A 16782-nucleotide genomic window follows, 5' to 3' on the forward strand; every position below is an offset into this window, starting at 1 on the left:
GTAATTGGAATACTCTTCGCGTTTTTCATACCTTTGGGACGTCACCCGATATGATGAAAAAAAAGAGGCTGTGGAATATCCTGAAAACCGTAGGTAAACTTTGCTTTACAGCTGCCGCGTTATATTGGGTATTTCGCAAAGTAAACGCGGACGATCTGAAAGAAGCGCTGATCGATTCCAATCCCCTATTTCTTGCATTGGCGTTTCTGGCATACGCCTGTTCGATCTTGATCGCATCCTCGCGCTTAAATGGCTTTTTCAAAGGCATGGGACTAGTCCTTTCAGAACGGTATAACTTGAAGTTATACCTTTTGGGATCCTGTTATAATCTTTTTTTGCCAGGCGGGGTTGGTGGCGATGGCTATAAAATCTATTTTTTACGGCGCAAGTTCAAAGTGAAGGGGCGTCAACTGTTATCGGCTGTTTTCTTCGACCGGCTCAGCGGCCTGTGGGCACTCTGCCTTATTACCGCGGCATTGGTGATCTTTATCCCGCGACTGCAGATACCGAATGAAGTTCCAATCGTCGCTGTTGCATTGGGCACAGTGGCCTATTATGCAGTGTTGAAACGATATTTCCCCACCTATAGCAAACATTTTTTCCTAACCCACCTGAAAGCCCTGGGCGTGCAATCCATGCAGGTCGTAGCTGCCATCCTGATTCTTTATGCGCTTCGCTTTGATGGCAAGTTTTCACCTTACCTACTCATGTTTTTACTTTCATCCCTGGTGGCTGTAATCCCTTTTTCGGCGGGCGGACTGGGTTTACGCGAAGTGGGGAACATGTACGGCGCCCAGCTTTTTGAACTGGACCCACACTTGGCGGTGTTAATCAGCTTACTTTTCTACTTCATATCTGCGGCGCTCGCGATCACCGGCTCTTATTTCATCTTCCATCCCCAAGGGCTAGGGGAAGACCGGCTGCCCACCACTGCAGAAGCCACGCTGAATGAGGAAGACGACGAAAATGAATAAAAAAGATGCCATGGCAAATATTGTGATTACAGGAGCAAGTACCGGTATTGGTTTTGAAGCGGCTTTGGCCCTAGCGAAGCAAGGGAACAACGTGCTAGCGATTGCCCGATCTCAGGATGGGCTTGCTAAACTCCGATCTGCCGTAGCCAACACAAAGCACGCGGATGGAATCCGTATTCTTCCCTTTGACATCCTACAAGGAGACTACAATCAGGCACTTATTCCTGTAGTCAACGAAAAACACCGCCCGATACATGCCCTTATCAATAATGCGGGGGCATTAATCAACAAACCGTTCACGGAAACGTCGGCAGCTGATTTTCTGGCCATGATGCAGAGTAACCTGGTGGGTCACGTGCAAATTATTCAACAACTTTTACCGTACATGGCAACCGGCGGCCATATTGTCAACATTGGAAGCATGGGTGGTTTCCAAGGCAGCGTCAAGTTTCCGGGGTTAGCCGCCTATTCAGCCAGCAAGGCTGCGTTGCATGCACTTACCGAATGCTTAGCATTGGAATTTACAGATAGGAATATCAAAATAAATTGCTTAGCTTTGGGTTCGGCGCAAACCGAAATGCTGGAAAAAGCATTCCCTGGCTACACATCGCCGGTAACCGCTTCGGAAATGGGTGAGTACATTGCCCATTTTGCCCTGACGGGTCAGCGGTTCTTCAATGGAAAAATATTGCCCGTTGCGGTTACGACGCCATAGCGGATCAGTCAAACACATACAGAACCATGAACACGTCACACTTTCGAACAATAGTCCGGTCTCTGCTCATCTTGACCATCGCCATTTCGTGCCGGAATGAAACAGAAAAAAATAAAGAGCCGGAAATCCAGGGTGATGCGGCCGAGCATATTGCTGAAGATTCAGGAGCTCCCCTTCCTACCTTACCCTATCTCGCGGTTTTTGATGAGCAAACCGAACAGTTAAAAGCGGAGAAAAACGCAGATTTCGATTCCTCGGCATTAAACGTCGATGCCCTCACCCAAGCACTGGTCGCCAACTATCCTGAAATCAAACCGGAAATCAATCGGATTTCAAATGATACACTCTATCTCCATATTGCCGACGCCCGGTATTTAACCCAACAGATGGGATCATCGGGAGCCCAGATGTACATCATGGAAGCCACGTATGCCTATACCGAGTTGCCCAGCATCCGGGTCGTGGATTTCACCTTTGAAGAGGGAGACCACGCCCTACCCGGTAGTTATACGCGAGACAGCTTTAACCAACGGCTCCAATGATCGCTGCTTCGTACCCGAAATGACGTTTGCTAAACTGTTTATTAATCATATCTTTGCAGTTTTTCAACGCACACGTTTAGTGGACAACGATACATGAGGAAACTTTTCGGTTATATTCTTTCGCCAATTTTTTACTTACTTTTCGGAATCATTATCACGGTATTTCACCCCATACAATGGCTGTGTCTAAAACTTGGGGGATACAAAGGTCACAAAAGATGTGTGGATGTGCTCAATTGGTTTTTACTCTGCACCTATTATTCGCTGGGAAATACGGTCAGATTTATCAATAAACAGGATTTGCCAACCGACCGGCCCATTTTGTTTGTGGCAAACCACCAAAGTATGTATGACATTCCTCCCTTAATCTTTTTTTTGCGCAAGCACCACGGCAAGTTTATCTCCAAAATTGAACTCGCCAAAGGCATCCCGAGCATTTCGTTTAATTTACGCCACGGCGGTGCAGCCAATATCGACCGCAAAGACCCCAAGCAATCGATCGCCGAGATTCTCAGGCTCGCAAATCATATGAAATCCAAAAACTGGTCGGCCTTCATTTTTCCGGAGGGCACGCGTGCAAGGAATGGCAAAATAAAACCATTTAATGTGGGGGGAATAGCGACCATCTTAAAAAAAGTATCGAACGTACTGATTGTACCCATTGCGATCAACAATTCGTGGCAGATGGTTCGCTATGGCTTTTTTCCGCTGAATACCTTTACCAGAATGACGTGGGAAGTCCTCCCCCCGATTGAACCATCTGGACTCACCCCTGACGAAGTTGTGGCTCAAGCGGAAGCCCGGATCCGGGAAAAAATCAATTAATTGACCCGTCGGCCTTTCCATTGATATTTCCCCATATTGCCTGCGATGCCGATGTATACCATATAAATGGTGTGTACCACGGTCAGTACGGGAAGATAAACCAATAGATCTTTCCGTTTGGCAAACCCGCAAAGCGGATACAGAAAAATAAATTCAATAAGGAACTTCAATGAAATTGCCGCAGCGAATATGGGCTGAAGTTCCGGATAACCGGTGAATGCAGCCACTCCGCTCACAACGAGTAGAACGTTAAAAAACCAGATGGAAACGCCTAGTGCGACGATCCCCCGGTTTTTATAATGCGTGCTTTTAGACGCCCAGCGTCTCCGCTGGTTGATGAAACCGCGCAGGTCTCTTTTGGCATCCGTATAGACAATGGCATCGGTCGACTTGCAAAATCCGATTTTATCCGGGTATTTAGCGGCCACTTTATGAAGAAACAACTCATCGTCGCCGGAGGCGAGGTGATCGATACCATTGAACCCTCCCATCTCGTAGAATACGTCCCGGCGATACGCTAAGTTGGCCCCATTGCACGTGGATGGATACCGATTTCCGATGCCAGCAGCCCCCAAACCGATCAGATAGAGGAACTCCAGTGTCTGCAACTCTTCGAAAAAACTACGCTGCTGCGAATACACCACGGGTGCGGACAACAGAAAATAATCGTATCGTTCCATGCATGTGACCACCGTGGCCAACCATTCGTTCTCCATCCGGCAGTCGGCATCCGTGGTAACAATCAGCTGACCGGTAGCCTCGGCAATTGCCAAGGTGATCGCTTTCTTTTTATAGGAATTCAGGGGTTCCGATTCATTGAGGGTTAAAAGTTTAACACCCCGCGCAACGAACGACCGGACAATTGCCGGCGTGCGATCCGTGGAATGATCATCAACCACAATGATTTCGAGAAGTTCCTGTGGATAGTTCTGAGCCAAAATATCCGAAAGCGTACGGCCTATATTGGCTTCTTCATTACGTGCGGCGATCAGCACACTGACCTTGGTCCGGGGCGTTTGTCCTCCTTTTGAAAAGTAACGCAAGGCCTTCCAGCCGCCACGCATATACCCTACAAGCAATAGATAAACACCGGTGAAAATCACCACGGTTATGCTAATCAACTGAATCGCCAAAGAAATTAATTTTTAAGACAAACACCGAACCCAAAATGGCCGGCAATATAAGGTTTATAAACCAAATACAGGATGCAATTGCCATTACAGCGATGTCCTGATCGGTAATGTGCCCGTATAAATAACTCGCCGTAACACTTCGGACGCCAAAGTCAAAAAGATCAAGTGTGGGTAAAGCCGCCTGAACAAAAAATAGGATGAATATCAATAGCAGCATCGGCATAAAGTCGATATCAGGAATCAGGACCAACATCAATATGCAATACTGGGAAGTAAAAATAACAAACCTTGCCAGCGAATTCAGAAAAATCAACAACAGCTCACGGCGGCTATAGCGAGTGAGTATCTCGAAAAAACGATGAAACTTTCGCATAAATCCAATCCGCCGCATCCAACTATCAATCCACTTCACATTGAAATAGAGCGCTAAGAAAAAACCTGCATAGACCACCGATAATAGCCACACCGCACCACCTCCGAGGGTACCGACATCAAAGAACCGATTAACAAACCAAGCAATGCTAAGTGATCCCGCTACACTTGTTAACACCAACTGCGCCAATGCCCCCACTCCCATGGCCACTACACCAAAAATACGTTTGCGTGGCTGCAGAAACAGTACCCGTCCCCCAAACTCGCCGATGCGGTTGGGCGTAAACACGGCCCACGTCAATCCGCAAAACACGGATTGAATCGCCTTCCACAGGCTGATCCGTTCGATATAACGGCATAGGTATCGCCATTTTATCGCTTCCAGAAACCAATTGGCAAACATCAGAACAATAACCACCGACAGGGTAATCGCCACCGTATCCGTACCCAATCCTTGCATCAAGCGCTCAAATTCCAGCAAATTCTGATGGTTGTTGAGCTTACGGTATAGTACCCACGCTACCAACAGTAGAATAGCCACTTTGAGTACGATACCCAGTATTTTCTTTGTCTTATTGCTCAAACCCGATGATTTAGCCGTGCAATGTTACAAATTTTTACAAGGCAAACCTAACAAGATCATTTATGGAATCGACCCCTAAGATTCATCTTAATAGAAACTCCGGGATCGGATTTTCCCATGGGTAAGCATAACGGCCGTTTTGTTCAACTTTTGTTCATTATCTAATTCTTATCGTTATGTTTTATCCAAAATCAGATATTTTCAGCCAAGATTGGCTGGATGTCATTTTCGAAGGACGCAATAAACAATACGGCGCCTATGTGCTGCGCAAAAACGCATCCAAGCAGGCTACCCTGGCTCTATTTGTCGCCTCGAGCGTATTCGTCATTTCACTGCTTGCACCCGTCGTTAAAAACCGATGGTTTCCGAAGCCTCTTCCGGAATCAGTTAACCCATTCGAAAAAGAACGCATCGTTGAATTGATGCCGCCTCCACCAATCGATAAATCCGCCCCGAAACCGCTTGCTCCGGCTCCCCCCGTTCCACGGGTCAGTCAGGTACGGATGCCGCCGCCCAAGGTGGTCAGTGCAGATCAAGTAACCGAAGAGCCGCCTTCAGCAGCCGCGCTAAAACTAGTTAACCCGGGCCCCGAAACAATCGAGGGCAATCCGGATGCGGTTATCCATATCGATGTTCCGGCCGGGCTGGGTCAGATCGATGCGGGCATTACCGAAAGTGCCGATGCCGACAAACCGTTCCGACAGGTCGAGATAGCGCCTTCATTCCCCGGAGGTATGGAAGCTTTTTTGATGTATGTACAGAAAAACTACCGATACCCGCCTCAAGCGATAGAACAGGGCGTAAAAGGGAAGGTGATCTTAACTTTCATCGTTGAACGCGACGGCTCGCTTACCGATATCAAAATTGTGCGCGACCTGAAATTCGGCACCGGCGACGAAGCTGTGCGGTTACTTAGGGCTTCACCGAAGTGGAGCCCCGGCATTCAAAATGGGCGTACGGTACGCGTTGCCTATACACTCCCGATCGGACTGAACATCCGTCAATAAAAGAAAACAGCACAAACGATCCGTGGAATTACAACTTTGCGATTCCACGGATCTGCAATGTCCCCGGAAAACCCTAATTTCGCAGCATGGGAAAGTCCACGGATCCGGAACGGATTATTTTAGGAATTGATCCCGGCACCGCTATATTAGGTTATGGCATTGTCAGGGAAGTAGGCAAACAACTGTCCTTGATTAGTCTGGGTATCGTCAAACTGGATCATCTGTCCGACCACGGCCTTAAACTACAGCACATTTTCCAAAAAACAACGGCACTTATCGAACAATATCAACCCGATTGCATGGCCCTGGAAGCACCTTTTTATGGTAAAAACATCCAGGTAATGCTCAAGTTAGGCCGGGCTCAAGGTGTCGCCATGGCTGCAGCGCTCAACCGGGATATTCCTATTTTCGAATACGCCCCACGGAAAATCAAGCAATCCGTAACCGGCAACGGCAATGCAGGCAAAGAGCAGGTGGCAGCCATGCTAAAAACGCTTCTTAAATTTCACGAGACCCCGCAATTTCTGGATGCTACCGACGGACTGGCCGTAGCGGTGTGCCATGCGTTCCAAAACCATGCCCAAGGAGGATCGAAGCGAAATTACTCCGGCTGGAAAGATTTTATCAGGGACCACGCAGATCGCTTAGGCTAATCCTTATAATTTTACCTGCCTGATTACATTCTTGACATTCAGTTCGATAATATCCGTCATGGTACGGCATTTCAGGTATTGATCGTTACGGTAATAGGCTGTATATCCTTCCCTAAGCTGTTTTACGTTGGCCGGGGTTGACAGTTCTTCGGTATTCGATACGTCGCGCAACGCAGCGATCCGGTGGCGCTCACTCCGTATGCGGTGGACAATGGATGAACGCTCCTCCTGCTGATATTGCGATACCGTCCGATCAGTCAGGTGTTCCATACATAACCGCACATAAGGCAGGTTATCCTTAAAAAACTGCGGCATGTATATCTTGGGGTTTCCCTCATAGAATTGCTGATCAAAGTCGATGGCCCGTATCCGAAATTGAAAGTCGTCAAAATCCGGTGTAATCTGCATCACAAAGTTGTAAGACCGCATATCACCCAGCAGCGTAATGATGCACCGCTCATTGAATTTGACGAACTCTTTAGCAATGCGCTTGGGGTTATAATCGGGGTTATACATCAACGACTGAGCAAATACATCACCCGGAATGCCTACAATGTGTTCTTCGACAAGTGTCTGATCGTCCACTAAGTAATTTACCGGATTCGGTGAAATAATTTGCTCCAATTCCAATCCGTATATGCGCGAAGCATCGGCCTGCTTTACATAAAAATAGTCGTATACATCGTTCAGCCGGTTGACAATGCGTACACGAAAGGGATGTGTATTACCGAATCGGCAATATTCTATCCGATCGATGTATTTGTGCTCCACCACCCGGATATTTCCCGATGCTTTGAGTTCTGCGTAAATAATCTTCAGTCCGTTGTATAAGCTTTCTTGTACGTGAGGTGGATACAGCGGCGTCTCCCACAATGTATCTTTCCCGTTTTTGTCAATTACCGGCACCGTTTCGTAAAAATCCATCAGGTTTCGATATCCGATAGGCATCCGCGCATCACGCTGGTATGCGCGAAGATACTTTTGCAATGCTGGCGTTACCGGATAGATGGGCTTTTTTCGGGAAATCTTTACGTCATCCGTTTCCATTCTGTACACTATTTCTTTCTTAGGTAAAGATACGTATTTCGTTGCGCTCTCGAAAAATTGAAATATTTTCATAAATGAACCGTTTTTAGTCCATATTTTTGAGAAACTCTCAATAAAGCGGATGATTTGCGAGGGTTGTTCAATAATTGGCTACGCCATAAAAGGAAGAAGCTCCTTTGGGAGAGGAGCTTCTACGCTAACCAATTATAAACCTATATTAAATTGAGGGAGGGCAACTTATTTTGATCAGTTTTTCATATTTTTTGCTGATCGATTGATACAAAAGTAATAATAATATTGAAACATTGAAGTTTTTTTATGAAAAAAATTGAATTTTTACGTTTTTTACAATTATTTTTGAGGTAAATTGAAATAAATATCATTTTTTATGGAAAAAAAGTTCGATAATTTAGATCTTGACAACTTGGATATACAAATTTTATCCATTTTAATGAACGATGCATCGGTACCTTACACAGAAATAGCAAAAAAGTTAATCGTTTCCGGAGGAACAATCCATGTAAGAATGAAAAAAATGGAAGAACTCGGAATAATTAAGGGGTCAAACCTAACAATTAACCCCCAAAAAGTCGGATTTGACATTACCGCCTTCCTCGGAATCTATTTAGAGAAAGGATCTCAATATAATAATGCGGTCGAGCAGCTAAAACAAGTGAAGGAAGTGGTCGAATTACATTATTGTACGGGCACGTACAGCATGTTTGCTAAAATCGTCTGCCGGGACACCACTCATTTGCGCAAAGTCCTGAACGAGGATATTCAAGCCGTAAAAGGTATACAGCGAACGGAAACCATTATTTCACTGGAAGAAAGCATCAAGCGTCAGATTAGTTTGACCTGACTTTAGCGCTGAATGGTTCCATTCAGTCCTACTTTTACCGAAAAGGGGCCACAGTACGCATCCAACAACACCGCTACGTACTTCCGGGTTGCGATGCGCTTTTCATCGTATTCATCTTCAAAATGAAAGCGCCTCTTCCAGTTCTTTTGTACATGGCCTTCCAGTTCGTTGCCCCGCTGGCCGACAAACTTAATATAACTGAATACGTCGGACAACGTTAGCGTATCGACATCCGCATGGTCTACAAACCATATCTGGCTTCTTGAAAAAAGCTGATTCAGTATCGGCTTGATCTCTGCTGCCGTCACGGCCTTATCACTGTCAAAATACACGCGCCCCACCTCGTCGGTCCTGCCAACCAGTATGCCCGTGGCTCCGACCCGCTGAATGGCCGAAAACGAGGGATCTTCTATCGCAACATCGCTAAACGGCATCAGACGGGCGCCATATTTCAGCAGCTCGCCCTGCACGTCCCGCACATCCAACTTATCAGACGTTGTTTTAAAAAACGCGGCATAGGCCGCCGCAGCCCCCACTGCTTGCCCTACATGCATCAACAACGGGATATCCTCCTCATTGTTCGCGAGCAAATGCTGGACGACCGGCGTCCGTTGCGTCAAAAACAGGTTACTATCATCAGCGGGTATCAGTCCGGGCAACGGCAGCGTAAATGCACGGCCATTCCGGTCGCCCACCGCCACCCCGGTACGGAACAATTCACCAGAAAACACCGATTGGAAATAGGCATCAGATACCTTTTCTCGCGTCGAGATGCTATCAATAGCTCCTCCCGCCATTTGATATAAATACGCATCTTTCGAGGCATCTACAACGGCCTTTACTTTTAAACGGCTCTTGTCGGCCAGTTCGATCTGCCAATCTTTCCCAGATTTCTTAATCGAACGGACCTGCCCTTGTTCAATCACCGTCAGGTTCGGTGTAGCTTTCACGATGCTGTCTATCACATTCTGCACGATCCTTGGATTTATCCGCCGCTTGGCGGCGGCCGAGAGCGAATCGCTGGGCTTATCCTGACGCAATGTTCTGGCTAAAAGACCGGCCCAAATTCCCGCGTCCAGTCCCGCATTGGAAGAAATGGAAATCATCTCCGATGTCAGTTCGGGGACCCTTTTATCTCCGTTAATCACCCAGACGGTGTTTAAATTCGACCATGAGGATTGTAATGCCGCTGCATAGGCATCCACTCCGTACCCGTACACCAAAACTTGCGGGCGTTTGCTCTGAGCAAGGCATATTACCGGCACGATCAGAACCAGATAAAAAGGCAACCGTAATTTTTTATTCATTAGCAATCATTTATTCTTAACGCCTCCAATGTAACGCCATTTCGTCGGCACTTCGCTCTTTACGCTTCATCTACCCCCAGTTCTCCCTTCGCTGGTTCCATCACTTTCGATTTGTGAAGACGTAAAATTAGACATAAATGCTTCAGTAAGGTTTATTTTTTGATCAAAACTAATAATTACCTTTGTAGCATGTTAAACGACGAAAAATCACTTAATTTTATCGAGGAAATCATCGAGGAAGACATCCGCAACGAAAAGCACGGCGGAAGGGTGCTCACACGCTTTCCGCCCGAACCCAATGGATACCTGCATATCGGACATGCAAAATCCATCGTGCTTAACTTCGGGTTAGCCCAAAAATACCGGGGCCAGACCAACCTGCGATTTGATGACACCAATCCGGTCACCGAAGAGACGGAATACGTGGAAAGCATCAAAAATGATATCAAATGGCTGGGTTTCCAATGGACTGAAGAATTATATACCTCCGATTATTTCGAAACCCTGTATAATTTTGCCGTTAAACTTATTGAAAAGGGGCTTGCTTATGTGGACGATAGCTCTTCTGAAGAAATCGCTGCGTCCAAGGGCACACCGACGGAACCCGGCAAACCCACTCCTTATCGCGACCGCAGCATAGCGGAAAACCTCCGCCTGTTTGCAGAAATGCGTGACGGCAAGTATGCCGATGGAGAAAAGGTCCTCAGAGCCAAAATTGATCTGGGCAATCCCAACATGCACCTTCGCGATCCGCTGCTGTACCGCATCAAACATGCACATCACCATCGTACCGGCAACAAATGGTGCATCTATCCGATGTATGACTTTGCACACGGACAAAGCGACTCGATCGAAAAAATTACGCATTCGATCTGCACATTGGAATTCGTACCGCACCGTCCGTTATACGACTGGTTGATCAACCAACTGGAAATTTTCCCGTCTAAACAATACGAATTCGCACGGCTCAACCTCAATTACACCGTGATGAGCAAGCGGAAATTGCTCCAATTGGTTAACGAAAAGTATGTGGATGGCTGGGATGACCCGCGCATGCCCACGTTAAGCGGACTGCGCCGGCGCGGATATACTCCCGCCAGTATCCGTAATTTTTGTGAGCGTATTGGCGTAGCCAAACGCGAAAATATTATCGATGTGGGACTATTGGAGTTTTGCATCCGGGAAGACCTCAACCAAACCGCGTGGCGACGCATGGCGGTGCTCGACCCGGTAAAACTGGTCATTACCAATTATCCGGCCGAAAAGACAGAGACGTTGACAGGCGAAAACAATCCGGAGGTTGAGGGAGGTGAAGGCGCACGCGACATACCGTTCAGCAGGGAACTGTGGATCGAGCGGGAGGATTTCATGGAAAATCCCCCGAAAAAATTCTTCAGACTAGCTCCGGGCCTGATGGTACGGCTCAAGCACGCCTATATTATCAAGTGCGAGGATGTAGTGAAAGACACCGAGGGGAATGTTACAGAAATCCATTGTACTTACTTACCCGAATCCAGGAGCGGGGATGATACCAGCGGAATTAAAGTAAAAGGCACCATCCATTGGGTAAGCGTTCCGCACGCAAAAACGGTAGAAGTAAGATTATACGACCGGCTGTTCAATGTAGAAAATCCTGCCGCTGAAGAAAATTTCAAAGCGACCATCAATCCGGATAGCCTGCAAATCATCGAAAATGCCTATGTCGAGCCCGACTTGCTCGGTGCCGTACCAGGCAAGGGCTATCAATTCATACGCAAAGGTTATTTTACGCTGGACACGAAATCCACTCCCGACAAACTGGTATTCAATCGCACGGTAACACTCCGGGATACGTGGGCGAAAGAACTACAGAAAGATTAAAATTGACAGGATTAAGAAATTAGCGGTTTTGAAGCGGTTTATCCAGCTCCAAAACGTTACCTAAAAGACAGCCTTGATAATCCGCTTTGTAGGCTTGGGATTGCCCATGGTATAAAAATGCAACACCGGCACACCCATTTCTTTCAATTCCTTGCATTGCTGGATCATCCATTCAATCCCCACTTCGCGCACCTCCTGTTCTGACTTACATGCCTGGACCGCTTCGCTAAGCTCCAGGGGAATATCCAGGTGGAAAGTCTTAGGCAGACTAACCAATTGCTTGCTGCTAGTCAACGGCTTCAGCCCGGGGATAATGGGAATGTGAATGCCATTTTCCCGGCATTTATCCACGAACGCCTTGTATTTGGAATTATCAAAAAACATCTGCGTCACGATAAAATCCGCCCCCAAGTCGACCTTCATTTTCAGGTATTTGAAATCGGTACTCAAGTTTGGTGCTTCAAAATGCTTTTCGGGATATCCGGCTACTCCGATACAAAAATCGGTCTTTTCCGAATTTTCCATATCTTCATGCAGATAACGGCCGTTATTCATGTTAACGACATGCTGGAGCAATTCTGAGGCATAAGCGTGGCCTCCCGGTGTCGGGATAAAGGAACTGTCACTTTTTCGGGCATCGCCACGCAACACCAGCACGTTATCAATCCCCAGAAATTGAAGGTCAATAAGTGCATTTTCAGTCTCCTCTTTGGTAAACCCTCCGCAAATTAGGTGAGGCACCGCATCCACCTTATATTTGTTAATGATGGCCGCACAGGTAGCCACGGTGCTGGGCCGCTTCCGGTAAGCAACCTTTTCCAGCAGTCCGGTAGGATGTTGCTTGTAAATATAATCTTCGCGTAGGTAGGTTACATCGATAAAAGGCGGACTGAATTCCATCAGCGGATCGATCGCATCGAAGATAGACTGGATGCTCTGCCCTTTTACAGGAGGCAATATTTCAAATGAATACAAGGTTTTTCCCTGCGCTTTCTTGATGTGTTCCGTTACTTTCATGCCAAAAATGAAATCCTCCTTGTTCAGAAGGCAGCCAAATATCTGAAATAGTTCATGGATTTACAACCTGCTCGTCAAACAGCATAGACCGGCGTTCATTGATAAACATCCACCAAACCTTCCGGCAAATCTACCTCCAATCGACGGTTGTCCGGATCAATGGATACAATGAGTTCGTCATTCAACGGGAATAACAGCTCGCTTCCTTTATACGTTACCGAGGCCACATATTGTTGTGGATATTCGCGGATCTCGAAGATCTCGCCCAACGGGCCGTAGGTCAGGTCGTGCACCACAAATCCTTTCAAATCGGTGATCCGGAAATCGCCGGGTTGACGCTTGGGCATTTTACCAATGGGCAAGAACACCTTTTTTCGTACGAGCGGCTGAGCCTTGTCAATATGATCAATATCTTCTAGGAATAAATAAGCCGTACGATTAGGCTGCAACTTCAGGCTTTCTACAAAGAAAGGCACCAACTTACGGTCAACCTCCAAAAACAATACATCCAACTCCAACGCTTCGTAGTCGTCAAACTCAAAAAATAACTGCACCTCCCCTTTAAGTCCGCGGGTTTTGCTGATATAACCGATATAGAAGCTATCCGTCAATTCCATTACTTTGATCGATGATGGTAGTTTAATCAACCAATGAAAAACCGCTCCGAAGGACCTACCCTGGAGCGGTTTTTATTTCCCTGAAGCGTAATTACTTACTCTTCCGTTTTGGTTTCTTCGCTGTCCGAAGGCGTTTCAGATCCCTCTGCGGCTGCTTCATCCACAGGAGCTTCTTCCGCTGCTTCTTCCGCAGGAGGCGTATTTTTCGCTTCGATAGCCGCAGCTATTTCAGCCTTTTTCTTCGCTTCAGCAGCCAAAGCCGCCTTTCTTGCTTCCTCTTTGGATTGCGTTAACCCGTCTACTTTGCCCTGAATTTTAGCCTCTTTCGCGCCAAGCCATTCCTCAAATTTCGCGTCGGCAGCAGCCTCATCAAAAGCACCTTTCTTTACGCCGCCCAGCAAGTGCTTCTTGTAAAGCACTCCTTTGTACGATAAAATCGCACGCGTGGTGTCTGTGGGTTGCGCACCTTTATTCAACCAATCCAAGGCTTTCTCGAAATTCAAATCGATCGTTGCCGGATTGGTATTAGGGTTATATGAGCCAATGCGCTCAATGAATTTACCGTCACGCGGCGCACGTGAATCGGCTACTACTACGTGATAGAAAGGCTTTCCCTTTTTACCGTGTCTTTGCAATCTGATTTTAACTGCCATTCTGTTTTTTTAAATATGTATTCAACATAACCCCGGAGCGCAATTGCTGCGGGGCTGCAAAGGTAGAAAAACTATTATTCATAACCAAATCTTTTCAGGTAGCTATCTTTCTTTCGCCAATCCGGTATGACCTTGACAAACAGCTCCAAAAACACTTTTGTTTGCAGAAAATCCTCAATATCCTCCCTCGCATAGGTCCCCACCTTTTTGATCATGCTCCCTGCTTTACCAATAAGGATATTCTTTTGTGAATCCCGTTCAACGATAATCTCCGCACTGATCCGGGTGATGGTCGCTTCTTCCTTAAATGCTGTAACGATGACTTCCGTACTATAAGGAATTTCCTTTTCATACAACTTAAATACCTTTTCCCGAATAATTTCTGAAACAAAAAAACGCTCGTTCCTGTCTGTAAGGGCATCTTTTTCGTAGTAGGGCGGGTGCTCCGGAAGATTTTCCAGGATGAATTGCATCACGGCGGTGATGTTATGTCCATGTAGCGCCGATATCGCAAAAATGGCACTTGGGTTAAGGGTCTGTTGCCAGTGAGCGATCTTGCTTTTTACTTCCTCTTCGGTTGACTTATCAATCTTATTGATAAGCACGGCTACCGGCGACTCCGTTTTCCGAAGTTTTTCGATCACATCGCTTTCATCGTATTTTTCATTGATATCGGTAACCAACAAAATGACATCCGCATCGATCAGTGACCCCTGCACAGAACTCATCATTGACTCCTGTAAGGTATAAGCCGGCTTAATCACACCGGGCGTATCCGAAAAGACAATTTGGTAGTCCGGTTCATTTACGATCCCGATAATGCGGTGCCGCGTGGTTTGCGCTTTCGGGGTAACAATAGACATCTTCTCCCCCACCAACGCATTCATTAACGTGGATTTACCTGCATTGGGCTTTCCAATGATACTAACGAATCCGGCTTTATGAGACATTTTTTTAAATTTGATTTGTTTTGCAAAGAAACAAATTATATCTTTGCAGTCCAATTCGGAAAAGGAATTAAAAAAATCCAGCGGCGAGTGCTGGATACTTTATAAAAAGATACATTGCGGGGTGGAGCAGTTGGTAGCTCGTCGGGCTCATAACCCGAAGGTCACTGGTTCGAGTCCAGTCCCCGCTACATAGGGAAACACCATACCATGGTAGTTTCCCTTTTTTATGCCAATAAAATCCTGTTGCCCAAACTATTACAAGTCGGCCAAAGCCAGTTCGACAATCACTACAACGCTTCTTATACTTTTATCCCTATCAGTCTAAAAAATAATATTATCAATGACCTGATGATGTTTTTAGGGAGCTCGACATCTCCTTTGGGATATAGGTTTCTTGTACAGCCTCTCTCTTTCCGTAATTCTTTGCTACTAGATAGAGAAAATCCAAGATGACGCCGGCTTATCTTTTCTATCGGCTGAGCCACTCGGTTGCGGTTTCAAGGGGGATCCCGCATTTCATTCGAGGACTGGATGACGGTACCCTTTCTTTATTATTCAACGTGATTTGATGGTTTTTCCTGACGAACTTCGAGGGCCGACATGCTTGCTTTCGGGAAGTTGATAATCCGCAGCCACTTCAGTAACAGAACAATAGGGTATACCGGATCGATTTCGTGCCAGCGCCTACCGAAGTTAACCGAAGAAGGGTGTTTATGATGGTTGTTGTGATAAGACTCGCCGAGCATCAGTACGTCAACCACCAGCAGGTTGCGTGAAGTGTTTTTAAGCCTGAAATTGATGTAACCGTATTTATGCGCAAACCAATTGATCACAGCCCCGTGGAAGGCACCCATGGTAATGACGACGGGAAGCAGCAGGAACCACCACAAGCTGCTGGCAAACAGCAGAAAAAAGGCAATGTAGGCGACTACCCACAGCACCCTCGAAAGCGGGGCATTGCCCCACCGGTCAAGCCGCTCCCAATTAGGCAGGTTTTTGGTAAATCGCTCCTCCACCTGCATACGCCTCCTGTCAATGTCGAGGTAGATGTTCCGTGTACGCCACATCATGGCAAAGATATTTGATGAGAAGTTAGGCGAATGGGGATCACGCTCGGTATCGGTATACGCGTGATGCATGCGGTGCATGATGGCGTAGGCCCGTGGGCTCATGTAGGAAGAGCCCTGTGTAATATATGAAAACACGAAGAAAAAACGTTCCCAGAACCGGCTCATCGTAAATGAGCCGTGCGCTGCATACCGATGCTGGAAAAAGGTCTGCGAAAACAACGAGAGATACCATATCCCTATGAAAAAAAACAAAATGACCATGATAATGGGCTTTAAAATGTAAACGATGGATGCAGAGATCGAATAGTAAAGCCCACTTTGGCTGCGGTAAGAGGAAAGCGGTAACCCGGAGACGCGTATCTGTATCTTATTAATTATTCATAAAGGTAGGTTATTTAGTTGGAAAAACACCAAACTAATGCCTGTATTTATTTTCTGATCGCGCCCAGTCATGATACGATGCTGCCGTAGGGCTTTTCAAAGGTATGTTGCAGCGCCAGGTACGAAATGAGATAGGCTAAGGTGCTTTCCGCTCCCTGGTTGCGGTTTATGCCGTCGTGTTGCAACCCATCGCAGCAACCGTGGGTATCGAAAT

General features: G+C 46.6%; 17 protein-coding genes and 1 tRNA gene. 9 read left to right on the top strand and 9 right to left on the bottom strand.

Features of this window, described 5'->3' with window-relative positions; genetic code table 11:
• Window positions 1–50: 50 nt before the first annotated feature.
• From ACFQRK_RS17590 to ACFQRK_RS17605, 4 genes are all read left to right on the top strand, one after another.
• Window positions 51–974: a lysylphosphatidylglycerol synthase transmembrane domain-containing protein gene (locus tag ACFQRK_RS17590; protein ID WP_379009047.1), complete on the top strand. Its 924-nt coding sequence runs from the start codon at window positions 51–53 to the stop codon at window positions 972–974.
• 10 nt (window positions 975–984) lie between these two features.
• On the top strand, window positions 985–1689 hold the full coding sequence (locus tag ACFQRK_RS17595; protein WP_379009050.1) for an SDR family NAD(P)-dependent oxidoreductase: 705 nt from the start codon (window positions 985–987) through the stop codon (window positions 1687–1689).
• Between the two features lie 26 nt (window positions 1690–1715).
• Window positions 1716–2231 carry a hypothetical protein gene (locus tag ACFQRK_RS17600; protein ID WP_379009052.1) on the top strand — a complete coding sequence of 172 codons (516 nt, stop codon included), beginning with the start codon at window positions 1716–1718 and terminating at the stop codon, window positions 2229–2231.
• A gap of 93 nt (window positions 2232–2324) precedes the next feature.
• Window positions 2325–3056 carry a lysophospholipid acyltransferase family protein gene (locus tag ACFQRK_RS17605; protein ID WP_379009055.1) on the top strand — a complete coding sequence of 244 codons (732 nt, stop codon included), beginning with the start codon at window positions 2325–2327 and terminating at the stop codon, window positions 3054–3056.
• Here ACFQRK_RS17605 and ACFQRK_RS17610 read toward each other — a convergent pair.
• Both ACFQRK_RS17610 and ACFQRK_RS17615 read right to left on the bottom strand, forming a co-directional pair.
• The gene (locus ACFQRK_RS17610; protein WP_379009058.1) at window positions 3053–4189 is read right to left on the bottom strand and encodes a glycosyltransferase; all 1137 of its coding nucleotides are present in this window, start codon (window positions 4187–4189) and stop codon (window positions 3053–3055) included. The genes ACFQRK_RS17605 and ACFQRK_RS17610 overlap by 4 nt on opposite strands.
• Window positions 4170–5144, bottom strand: a complete 975-nt coding sequence (locus ACFQRK_RS17615) for a lysylphosphatidylglycerol synthase domain-containing protein (protein WP_379009060.1) — start codon at window positions 5142–5144, stop codon at window positions 4170–4172. Before ACFQRK_RS17615 ends, ACFQRK_RS17610 begins: the two co-directional genes overlap by 20 nt.
• 176 nt (window positions 5145–5320) lie before the next feature.
• On the opposite strand from ACFQRK_RS17615, the gene ACFQRK_RS17620 reads away from it, so the two are divergent.
• A complete protein-coding gene (locus ACFQRK_RS17620; RefSeq protein WP_379009062.1) occupies window positions 5321–6151 on the top strand; it encodes an energy transducer TonB in 831 nt (276 codons plus the stop codon).
• Between the two features lie 86 nt (window positions 6152–6237).
• Complete coding sequence (gene ruvC, locus ACFQRK_RS17625; protein WP_379009064.1) at window positions 6238–6804, top strand: crossover junction endodeoxyribonuclease RuvC; 567 nt, start codon at window positions 6238–6240, stop codon at window positions 6802–6804.
• 3 nt (window positions 6805–6807) lie between these two features.
• Here the strand turns inward: ruvC and ACFQRK_RS17630 are convergent, their stop codons facing one another.
• Window positions 6808–7851: a hypothetical protein gene (locus ACFQRK_RS17630; protein ID WP_379009089.1), complete on the bottom strand. Its 1044-nt coding sequence runs from the start codon at window positions 7849–7851 to the stop codon at window positions 6808–6810.
• Between the two features lie 388 nt (window positions 7852–8239).
• Here ACFQRK_RS17630 and ACFQRK_RS17635 point away from each other — a divergent pair, with 388 nt between their 5' ends.
• Window positions 8240–8713, top strand: coding sequence for an Lrp/AsnC ligand binding domain-containing protein (locus tag ACFQRK_RS17635; RefSeq protein ID WP_379009066.1), 474 nt, complete (start codon window positions 8240–8242; stop codon window positions 8711–8713).
• Window positions 8714–8715: 2 nt separating this feature from the next.
• Here the strand turns inward: ACFQRK_RS17635 and ACFQRK_RS17640 are convergent, their stop codons facing one another.
• Window positions 8716–10020 (bottom strand): FAD-dependent oxidoreductase, encoded by a 1305-nt coding sequence (locus tag ACFQRK_RS17640; protein ID WP_379009068.1) that lies wholly within the window; start codon window positions 10018–10020, stop codon window positions 8716–8718.
• Window positions 10021–10209: 189 nt separating this feature from the next.
• On the opposite strand from ACFQRK_RS17640, the gene ACFQRK_RS17645 reads away from it, so the two are divergent.
• Entirely contained in the window at window positions 10210–11880 is a 1671-nt protein-coding gene (locus ACFQRK_RS17645) for a glutamine--tRNA ligase/YqeY domain fusion protein (protein ID WP_379009070.1), read from the top strand.
• Window positions 11881–11940: 60 nt separating this feature from the next.
• Here ACFQRK_RS17645 and metF read toward each other — a convergent pair whose 3' ends face one another.
• The 4 genes from metF to era form a co-directional block, all read right to left on the bottom strand.
• Window positions 11941–12897 carry a methylenetetrahydrofolate reductase [NAD(P)H] gene (metF, locus tag ACFQRK_RS17650; protein ID WP_379009073.1) on the bottom strand — a complete coding sequence of 319 codons (957 nt, stop codon included), beginning with the start codon at window positions 12895–12897 and terminating at the stop codon, window positions 11941–11943.
• A 95-nt stretch (window positions 12898–12992) separates the two neighbouring features.
• Window positions 12993–13514, bottom strand: a complete 522-nt coding sequence (gene rimM / locus ACFQRK_RS17655; protein WP_379009075.1) for a ribosome maturation factor RimM — start codon at window positions 13512–13514, stop codon at window positions 12993–12995.
• A 95-nt stretch (window positions 13515–13609) separates the two neighbouring features.
• Window positions 13610–14167 (bottom strand): 30S ribosomal protein S16, encoded by a 558-nt coding sequence (locus tag ACFQRK_RS17660; protein ID WP_379009079.1) that lies wholly within the window; start codon window positions 14165–14167, stop codon window positions 13610–13612.
• Between the two features lie 74 nt (window positions 14168–14241).
• Window positions 14242–15117 carry a GTPase Era gene (gene era, locus ACFQRK_RS17665; protein WP_379009081.1) on the bottom strand — a complete coding sequence of 292 codons (876 nt, stop codon included), beginning with the start codon at window positions 15115–15117 and terminating at the stop codon, window positions 14242–14244.
• Between the two features lie 115 nt (window positions 15118–15232).
• Between era and ACFQRK_RS17670 the strand changes: the two genes are divergently transcribed.
• A tRNA-Met gene (locus ACFQRK_RS17670) sits at window positions 15233–15305 on the top strand.
• A gap of 363 nt (window positions 15306–15668) precedes the next feature.
• Here the strand turns inward: ACFQRK_RS17670 and ACFQRK_RS17675 are convergent.
• Complete coding sequence (locus ACFQRK_RS17675; protein ID WP_379009083.1) at window positions 15669–16448, bottom strand: acyl-CoA desaturase; 780 nt, start codon at window positions 16446–16448, stop codon at window positions 15669–15671.
• Between the last annotated feature and the right edge of the window lie 334 nt (window positions 16449–16782).

Source organism: Parapedobacter sp. GCM10030251 (assembly GCF_042666505.1).
GTDB lineage: Bacteria > Bacteroidota > Bacteroidia > Sphingobacteriales > Sphingobacteriaceae > Parapedobacter.